This is a genomic window from Psychromonas aquimarina ATCC BAA-1526, from assembly GCF_000428725.1.
In the GTDB taxonomy this organism is placed as follows: domain Bacteria; phylum Pseudomonadota; class Gammaproteobacteria; order Enterobacterales; family Psychromonadaceae; genus Psychromonas; species Psychromonas aquimarina.
Genome location: NZ_AUAM01000077.1, coordinates 1 through 9,037, shown reverse-complemented (window position 1 = coordinate 9,037; position 9,037 = coordinate 1). Strand labels below are relative to the sequence as shown.

Below are 9,037 nucleotides of genomic sequence, written 5' to 3'. Positions count from 1 at the left end.
GCAAATTTAGTCGAGGATAATATTGAACATGCAGAAGAATTAATAAATGCGTTAGAGTGGAGCAGACAGACATTAGCAAGTGAAGCAATTGTCTCGTTAACCACAGCGCATTTATCGAAAGGTCTTGAGGCCGACAACGTATTTATATCCGATGATTTTCATTCCATCATAGAAGCATTTACCAACGGCAAAGCGATCAATGAATCTGATTTGTATTTATTCTACGTTGCTATTACCCGCGCTAAGAAAAGTTTAATGTTACCAGATGCTCTTTACATGGCCTTGGAAGAAAATAAACAATTCAAAGTTACCAAAAATAAACTACTACCGTGTCAAACGGACAATCTGCAACATCTGCTAAATGATCCAGGCATTAACAAGCAGGAAGTTAAAAAGAGACAAGTTGAACCTGAACAGTCTGAAAAACCTCGCATGGCTGAAACCAAACCGAAGCGTGAACAACAGCCCACTGAAAAAGATCCTTTACCTTTGGAAAGCTTGGATGTAAGCAAGCCAAAGAGCAAACCTAAAGCACGAAGCAGTAAAACCCCACCTACCGTAGCAAAGTCCGGCAAAAGTCCTTTAGGAGTTGATTTTGATGCCATAGCGATTGAAATTGGTCAATGTAAAGATACGGGGGAGGGGCAATATTGGACTCCAACTGATACTAACCGATATTTAAATCCTAATTTTGCAGTTTTGGGTACGATGGGAACAGGAAAGACACAAGCAGTAAAAAGTATGCTACTTCAGTTCGTTCAACAGAAATCAAAAAATACGGACGGGCTGCCGTTCGGACTGCTTGTGTTTGATTATAAAAATGATTATACAGACCAAGAGTTTACAAGCGAAACAGGGGCCATAATTTACGAAGCCAACTCACTGCCAATTAATCCGCTTGCGTTGTTCTCGAAAGATAAATTAGCACCGATTAGAACATGCAAAGGGGTAGTTTCGACAATTGCAAAATCATTTAACCTGGGCCGTAACCAACAAAACGCATTAAAGAAGTGCATTATGATGGCTTACGAACGTAACGGGATAGATAACGGTGATCCCACTACGTTCACAAATCCCGCCCCAACTCTTAACGATGTTTACACCATTTACAACAATAGAGACAAAGTACCGCAGGACAGCTTAACGGCTGCGCTTGATGATATTGTAGATTTTGAGCTGTTTGAAAAAAAACACAGGAAATGTAAAAACCTGTTCGACACGATGAAAGATAATATGATCGTTATTAATCTTTCTGGTGTCGATGCCAATCTGCAAAATCTAATTGTGGCAATACTCTTAGACGGATTTTTTATTCAAATGCACGTAGCCAAAAAGCCTGCTCCATCACCTGACGGACACAGGGCAATTACCAATATGTTTTTAGTAGATGAAGCTGACAGCTTCCTTTCTCAAAATTTTGATTCTTTACATAAGCTATTGAAACAAGGTAGAGAATTTGGCGTTGGGGCCATTCTTAGCACTCAAGGTATTGACCACTTCAAAACAGATGAACGCGACTATAGTTCGATGATGAGCGGGTATTTAATTCACCGATTAGAGAATCCTAAACCTGCAGCAGTATCATCACTGTTCAATCAGAACGATAAAGCACAGCAAAACGATACGCTTTTCAAAGTTCGTGAGCTGAAAAAACACCACTCCCTGTTAATTGACGGTAAAAAACAGATCACATATCAGGAAAGTACCGCATTTTGGAAAATCATATAGGCATTTGATAATAAATATTTCACTACAAAAAAGTGAGGCTATATGAATAAGGACACGGGTAGTAATAATACAAATAGTTCATGTAACCGCATAGATAAAGTAAGGCTAAGTCGCGGAGGCATACCTTACTCCGATTTGATTATTGAACTAAAAGGCCAGCGTCCTGAATGGACTAAGCACATAACCGACAGAACAGCTCTTTCGCTTTTACATGCCGGATTTAATAGTCTTGATGATATACAAACAGCAGTTTCAAACGGGCTGAAGATCGAAGATATTCTAAATCTTGGTAAATCCCAGGTAATCGAAGTGAACGAACTGTTAGAAATAAACGCGATGGTAGCAAATCAACTAATCAGTGAGGCAAGCTAATGAGAAAACATTCCCCAGGTATCAAGCACTTTATGCAATATATAACACTTTGTTCGCTGATTGCATTCAATGCGAATGCAGCAAGCATCAAAGACAAAACCTTTGGAAATTTAGGCGTTGCAGAGATTACATCAATTTATGATGGCGATACGTTCAGAGCAAATATTAATGGCCTACATCCGTTAATTGGAGAGCATATCGGCATTCGTGTTGCTGGTGTTGATACGCCCGAAATCAGAGGAAAGTGCGCAAAAGAAAAGAAGTTAGCAAGACAAGCAAAGCAAATCACAGTTAATTTTCTGCGTTCAGCAAGTGTAATTGAACTGAGAAATGTAAAACGTGGCAAGTATTTTAGAATTGTCACTGAAGTTTACGAAGATGGTAAAAGTTTAACAAATACATTAATCAATTCAGGATTAGCTGTTGCCTATGACGGTGGAAAAAAATCTAAAAAATGGTGTGACTAAAACAACGCTCACATTTGATATTTTGATACTTTGATATTTTAATGTTTTTGATATTTTGAAAATACAGAAGCCTTGGTAAAATTGATGTTAACCAATCAATTGAACTGAGGCTTTTTTATGAACATCTTCAATCCAAATAATCATCCGTTTGATCTAGCATTAGTCGATTTAAAAACGCTTCAAGAATTATGCGATTTACTGAATGAATGGAAATGTCCTGCTCGAATGGGAACAACTTGTCCGTCACAAATTGATTTAGATAACTTGCCCGTTTTTAGCATAGTTGAACCAGATCGTGAATCTTATCTCGATACCACCCATTACTTTTACAAGAGCTTCGATGATCTTAATTTGCAGTGCTGGGGCAATGGTCACTGGATAATTTTGCCACAGGCAGAAGATGTGAGATTCACCCCCATATTTTAATATTTTGTAAATATACAAAACTCGGTAGAATTGAGGTAATTAATCAATTGCGAACTAGCGAAAGGCTACAGCCATATAGCGTGGCTTGGGTTAGAAGAACTGAAACAACTAAAAAAGTAACGGAAACTTAGTTGATTTTCCTATGCGCTCAAAACACAGAGTGCATAAGTAAGTTAACTTACAATTCTCTCTTAAAGGAACTGGCTATGCCAATAAAAAAGCAATACCTAAAATCTAAGCCCCAGGTCAAGGTTACGTTTGAAATAGAAAAAAAAGACGCAAAAGATGTACAGCGCATTGTTTTACTTTCAGAGCATAATAACTGGACACCCATTGAATTTAAAAAATTCAAAAACGGTAAATTTAAGGTTGCTGAAAATATATCACTGGAAGATCGTGACGGTTTCCAATTTATCTATAAGGCCACAGCTAAAGATGGTAATGATTTTACATTGCTGCCAGATGGTGCAGATAACTATGTTGATAATGGCATGACTGATGGCAACTGTAATGCGGTTTTAGTGATTGCAGAAGATTAACGGAAATAGACGTTTTCAAAACTGATGATTTGTTATTTTGAGAACATGAAAGCCTCAGCTCGGGATAAAATTTCAATTTAATTGAACTAAAAATGCATTTCACGATCAGATCTATGAACTCATTATTTCTGAGATGTTGCCAATGCATAATTTAGTGTCTGTCTTTTGCCATGTAGATGATTTTTGCGATAAATTTGTACCTGTTTTTGAACAGAAGTTGATAACTGATGGTACTCGTAAACGCAGAAGAAATTCCAGAATGAGCATGAGTGAGTGCATGACGATTGTCATTGCCTTTCATCAGTCAAACTATAGGGATTTCAAGAACTTCTATCTTGGTCATGTCTCAATGTACTGGAAGAAATACTTTCCTAAGTTACTCAGCTACACGCGGTTTTTAGAGTTAATGCCGAGCTTAATTATTCCGATGTGTGCATATTTTGAAAAAATTAAAGGTAAACCAACAGGGATTGCTTTTGTCGATTCAACAAGTTTAAAAGTTTGCCATAATATCCGCATCCCAAGGCACAAAGTGTTTGCTGATACAGCGAAACGTGGCAAAGGCACAATGGGTTGGTTTTATGGCTTCAAACTTCATTTATTGATTAATCATGTTGGTGAAATAATATCGGTGAGTATCACGCCAGGTAACACTAATGACAGAACGCCAGTTCCAAATCTGTGTCAGAACCTCACTGGTAAACTTTATGCAGATAAAGGCTACATTGGTAAGAAATTGGCCGAAAAACTCTCCGAAAAAGATATCGATTTAGTAACAACAGTACGAAAAAATATGAAAGCTAAAGTTATATCTGCATTCGATAGTGCCATGTTATCAAAGAGATACATTATTGAGACGATTAATGATTAGCTTAAAAATATATCTCAGATAGAACATAGCCGACATAGAAGTTCAAATGGTTTTATGATCAACTTGATATCAGGTTTAGTCGCATATTGTTTAAAAAAGAAGAAACCAAAAATCAAATTAGCAGATGATGAACTCAAATTAATTTAAGCCCATCATTGATAGAAATTAAACCGATCTCAGGTTATCTAATACTCAATACTAGCTAGATAGATTACTTGCACACTGATAGCGAATACAATAAATTGTGTTTCTGGCTTCGTATACATTATCTGTGAATTTTCTTATTAACTGGATTTTAAATTTTCGCTAATGGTCTTAGATTCACATATATCCGCCATCGATGTGGAGTTTATAAGTGAAATGCTACACGATAGCGCTAGGAGTTCGTCAATGAAGAGGGCGTTCAAAATTCGTATGGCCGTGCATGGTTTTTGAGATTAGCCATCGAATTTAATAAGGCATATGATGATGAGCGTTTAAAAATATTTGCTAATGAAGTCGCGGATTCTCTTGTGAAATATTTTAATAATCATTCGATTCAACCATTGTCAGATTCCTACACCAGCGCCAGTTGGGCTTTGATTAACTTACGATCTTATGGTAAAGCTAGTGGTCGTAAAGAATTGGTTGATTTTGTTGATCAGCTTGTGGCTAAGCATTTTCTTGTTTTTAATCAGCCATGCCCATTAGATTCAGACAAACAAAATCGAAGTTTCATGGCTGGCTGTACAAATTGGGCATGGCTTGTCTCAGAGGTATTGGAGAAGAAAGAGTTCAATGCTTGGATCAATCTATTTATACCAAACCTCGATCTCATTAATCCAATCCAACACTCATCCAGCTCACACATGTGCGGGCTCAATTTTAGTAGAGCCTGGGGTCTATGGCGAAAATTTAAAGAAGTAGAGAAACGCAGACACTTCTTTTTGCTGACGATGCGTAGAACTTCCCTTATATACCCGTTACCAATCAAAATGCATTTATCAGTCGCTAGCTCGGACACCAAAACAAGGCGCAGTATGATGACAATGGCAGGCCCCGCAGTATCGGTTTTCGAGCTAACGACCCGCGGGGCAAGGCGTGAGATAAACATCTTCGTTGTTGTGAAGTCTCGATTTAACCCGTTAGATCTTCACCTTCACGCCTAAAACCTGTTCACCTCACGACTTGCTGATTTTTGCATCTTGAATGATAACGGGTATATAGAGGTAAGCGTCCGTTGTAGTTTGCAGTTTGTCGGACGCTTACATTTAATTACTAAATATTTTTGTTATTTTCAGATCAATTATTCAGCTCTATTTTTTCCATAGACAGTTGTAAACAAGCTCTCATATCCTGGTTATCTCCTGATTTTGGGAGTTCAATATAGCCGGTGTTGCAGACTCCCTGCGCCCCGTAATTTTGTTCAAGGATACCTTTATAAGTTATATTCGCTCTGTTCTCACTACTCCTAAAGTAGGTGTCATCCCCGGATGAGTCATCTTTTTCGCGAAGCTCTCCGGCTAAATTGATGTCGGATGTTTCCTGCTCTTCCGGGAGCACGACTAAGTTTTCACTTGTAGAGACATAAGAGTCCGGATCAACGCTTGTAATGTTTCCCTCTAACGGTTTGTCAAAGAAGGTCGTAGAGTAGCCGCCCCATGACTGACTAAACTGAAGATTACCATAAGGTTCGATCTTATCGCCTCCGTCACCTTTATAGAACATCAGTTTTGTTTTTAGTTTATATGCACCAACAGCAGATGAAACCTTAACAGTGTCAATATCACTTTCTCCATTTGCCAGGCTTCCGGTTACCGTTACTTCCTGGACTCCTTTAATATCTGGTTTTGTTAATACACCCCGTTCATTAATTTTAAAACCGGCATCTTGTGCCGCGCTGTCAACATTCCAGTTAAGACCTGAAAAACCAGTTACTGAAAGCGAGCCATAATTAGTTTCTAACGCAGCCGCATACTGAGTTTCTCCGTTATCTAATAATACAGGAATATCCCCCCCTTCAGGTTCAACAGTCATGTCTAAAATATCCAGGGTTGAAATGACCATCACGCTGTCATCATCACTTTTCCCGTTTGCCAGGCTTGCCGTTACGGTAATCTGTTGTGTTGTGTCAATATCAGGTTTCGTCAAAAGGCCCCGCTCATTAATACTAAAATCTGCATCTTTTGCCGTATCATCAAGGCTCCATCGTATCTCTGACAGCTGGGTCGGCGGAAGCTGTCCATAGTCAGTTTCCAGCATAGCCGTATACTGAGTCGTTCCATTTTCCAGCAGTACAGGAGTATCTCCTCCTTCTGGCTCGATAATCACGCCGGAAATATTCAGATCTGAAACGACCATAACGGTGTCACTATCGCTTGTTCCGTTTTCTAGGGCTGCGGTTACGGTAACCTCTTGTATTCCGTCAATATCGGGTTTTGTCAACAGGCCGCTGTCATCAATACTAAAGTCAGCACTTTCTGCGCCATCATCAATATTCCACTGCAGACCTGGAAACTGAGCTGCTGGAAGCGGTCCATAGTCAGTTTCCAGCATCGCCACATACTGAGTCGTTCCATTTTCCAACAGTACTGGAGTATCCCCGCTTTGCGGCTCAACAGTCACGCCGGAAATATTCAGCTCTGAAACGACCATAACATTGTCATTACCAGTTTTTTCTCCTAGGGCGGCAGTTACGGTAACCTTTCGAACTCCATCAATATCGGGTTTCGTCAAGAGCCCGTTATTATCAATACTAAAATCGGCATTATCAGTACTCCATTGAACACCTGAAAGCTGGGTTAACGGAAGCTGCCCATAGTCAGTTTCCAGCATAGCCACATACTGAGTCGCTCCATTATCCAGCAGTACGGGAGTATTTCCACCTTTTGGCTCAACAACAATGCCGGCAATATCCAGGGTTGAAACGACTGTAACTGTGTGATGATCACTGTTCCCGTCTTCTAAAATTGCGGTTACGGTAACTTCTTGTGTCCGTTTAATATCAGGTTTGTTTAACTTACCATTTTCATCAATACTAAAACCGGCATCTTGTGCATTTTTATCAATGCTCCATGTTACCTTTTGATCCAGCTCATTGTCTGATTTAATGACATACTGAGTGGTGCCGTCTTCCAACAATATTGGAGTGTTCCCTACTTCAGGCTCAACAGTAATGTTTACCTCCTCAGGTATAGTTTCTGTACATGACTTTCCGTCGTATGTGAATATTTTTTCGCCTGAAAATTCTAAATTACTTTGACAGCTGACATAAGTCGAGCCGTTAACTAAAACACCAAACTCTTTGATGGTATCGCCTTCATTAATATTAACGGCACTACTTGACAGGTAGTCGTCACCGGGAAGGTATTGTCTGGATTCATTACCCCCAACCCAGCCTCTTTGGGAGTCCGCTTGAGGCGTTTCTCCTGACATGGCATCACTTAAAAATGCCGGATAAAGTGAACTACTTGAATCATTAAATATAGTTAGAGACGTATCGTTAACATCAGCATTGGCTGAGACAGATAAAATTGATGACAGGGTGACGGCTAAAATGTGTTTTTTTTGGTTTAACATATATAATTACTCTTATTTTTCTTGAAATGGTTAAGTAAAACCGGCGGCTTATTTGTATTCAAACAGAATGTATCCCCTCATATTTCAAGATGCTGATTTACAGGGGCGCCTCCTGCCTAAGCAGGTTATTGCTCTAACTGCTCCCTCTGCATCTTCAAATTAACCGGGTATAAAGCTGCGTGTCATTGATGCTGCCTGATCTAGCAATAGAAACGGCAAAATGATTATGCGGCTTCTATTTTCCTGGGAGATTCCCTGCTCGCCTGGAAAACAAGTTAGCATTGAATAAAATTACAATTCGAATCAATGTTACATCTAAAAAGTGTACTTCTGATGATGGTTTTATAATGACTACATCAAAAAGATGTTGTTCGATTACCTGCGCCGGAGGGGGAGGGGAAAGTATTTTAATCGGGTTAGCTTTCGCTTTAGAAGTCAGTAATTATGGGATTTCTATGGAGATAACTGCTTTCCACCTTCATTTTTCAGTTCGATAAAATATGAAAAGGTGTAATAAGATTCTGTACTCTCGAAAAGAGATGTTGATTTAACAAAAATCTTATTCAAGCTTGTACATATAAAAACAAGAATATGTGACGTGGTAAAGTAAATTCATACCAGTCATATTTATTAACAGACCTGGTTGAGCAACTTTCTTGAGTAAAATGAGATGACTTGATTTGGGGCTTCCCCGCTGTGTCAGGATAGTTGTCATCTCTTAAATTTGTATAGTTAATCATCAGCGGGCGGTAAGATTAGATATAAATGCCTCGTTATTCACCAGAAAGAAAGGTCGCTATTTTAAAGAAACTACCTCCTCCTGAGAACCAGTCAGTGAGAGAAGTTGCCAATGAAGAAGGAATTCATTTTAAAACCCTGTATTCTTGGCTCAATAAAGTAAGAGTTAAAGAGAGTACTATGCCAACTAAATCTGCCAAATGGTCTGCTGAAGCTAAGTTTTCAGTTATCGTTGAAACAGCTTCTTTTAGTGAAGCGGAATTAAGCCAATATTGTCGGGAAAAAGGATTGTTTGTCGAACAAGTTAAAACTTGGAAGCAAGAGTGTCTGCAAGGGTT

7 protein-coding genes and 2 pseudogenes are annotated in these 9,037 nt (G+C 39.0%); 8 read left to right on the top strand and 1 reads right to left on the bottom strand.

Annotated elements, in window-relative coordinates; genetic code table 11:
• The 7 genes and pseudogenes from G337_RS0118100 to G337_RS0118070 all read left to right on the top strand — a co-directional run.
• Positions 1-1,728, top strand: a 1,728-nt coding sequence (locus G337_RS0118100) for a helicase HerA domain-containing protein (protein ID WP_028865135.1), incomplete at its 5' end; no start/stop codon positions are given.
• A gap of 42 nt (positions 1,729-1,770) precedes the next feature.
• Complete coding sequence (locus G337_RS0118095; protein ID WP_028865134.1) at positions 1,771-2,100, top strand: hypothetical protein; 330 nt, start codon at positions 1,771-1,773, stop codon at positions 2,098-2,100.
• On the top strand, positions 2,100-2,567 hold the full coding sequence (locus G337_RS0118090; protein ID WP_245597682.1) for a thermonuclease family protein: 468 nt from the start codon (positions 2,100-2,102) through the stop codon (positions 2,565-2,567). Before G337_RS0118095 ends, G337_RS0118090 begins: the two co-directional genes overlap by 1 nt.
• A 117-nt stretch (positions 2,568-2,684) precedes the next feature.
• Positions 2,685-2,993 (top strand): hypothetical protein, encoded by a 309-nt coding sequence (locus tag G337_RS0118085; protein WP_028865132.1) that lies wholly within the window; start codon positions 2,685-2,687, stop codon positions 2,991-2,993.
• Positions 2,994-3,199: 206 nt separating this feature from the next.
• Positions 3,200-3,532: a hypothetical protein gene (locus tag G337_RS0118080; protein WP_028865131.1), complete on the top strand. Its 333-nt coding sequence runs from the start codon at positions 3,200-3,202 to the stop codon at positions 3,530-3,532.
• A gap of 142 nt (positions 3,533-3,674) precedes the next feature.
• A pseudogene (locus tag G337_RS26640) lies at positions 3,675-4,550 on the top strand (IS982 family transposase).
• Positions 4,551-4,813: 263 nt separating this feature from the next.
• Positions 4,814-5,551, top strand: a pseudogene (locus tag G337_RS0118070) (DUF2891 family protein); the annotation flags it as partial.
• Between the two features lie 133 nt (positions 5,552-5,684).
• On the opposite strand, the gene G337_RS0118065 reads toward G337_RS0118070, so the two are convergent.
• A complete protein-coding gene (locus tag G337_RS0118065) occupies positions 5,685-7,961 on the bottom strand; it encodes a hypothetical protein (RefSeq protein ID WP_028865129.1) in 2,277 nt (758 codons plus the stop codon).
• A gap of 765 nt (positions 7,962-8,726) precedes the next feature.
• Between G337_RS0118065 and G337_RS0118060 the strand changes: the two genes are divergently transcribed.
• Positions 8,727-9,037: transposase (locus G337_RS0118060; RefSeq protein ID WP_028865128.1), on the top strand; the 311-nt coding region annotated here is incomplete at its 3' end.

Coding starts and splice junctions, on each gene's coding strand:
- G337_RS0118085 (WP_028865132.1), top strand. CDS start 2,685: ATGAACATCTTCAATCCAAATAATCATCCGTTTGATCTAGCATTAGTC.
- G337_RS0118090 (WP_245597682.1), top strand. CDS start 2,100: ATGAGAAAACATTCCCCAGGTATCAAGCACTTTATGCAATATATAACA.
- G337_RS0118080 (WP_028865131.1), top strand. CDS start 3,200: ATGCCAATAAAAAAGCAATACCTAAAATCTAAGCCCCAGGTCAAGGTT.
- G337_RS0118095 (WP_028865134.1), top strand. CDS start 1,771: ATGAATAAGGACACGGGTAGTAATAATACAAATAGTTCATGTAACCGC.
- G337_RS0118065 (WP_028865129.1), bottom strand. CDS start 7,961: ATGTTAAACCAAAAAAAACACATTTTAGCCGTCACCCTGTCATCAATT.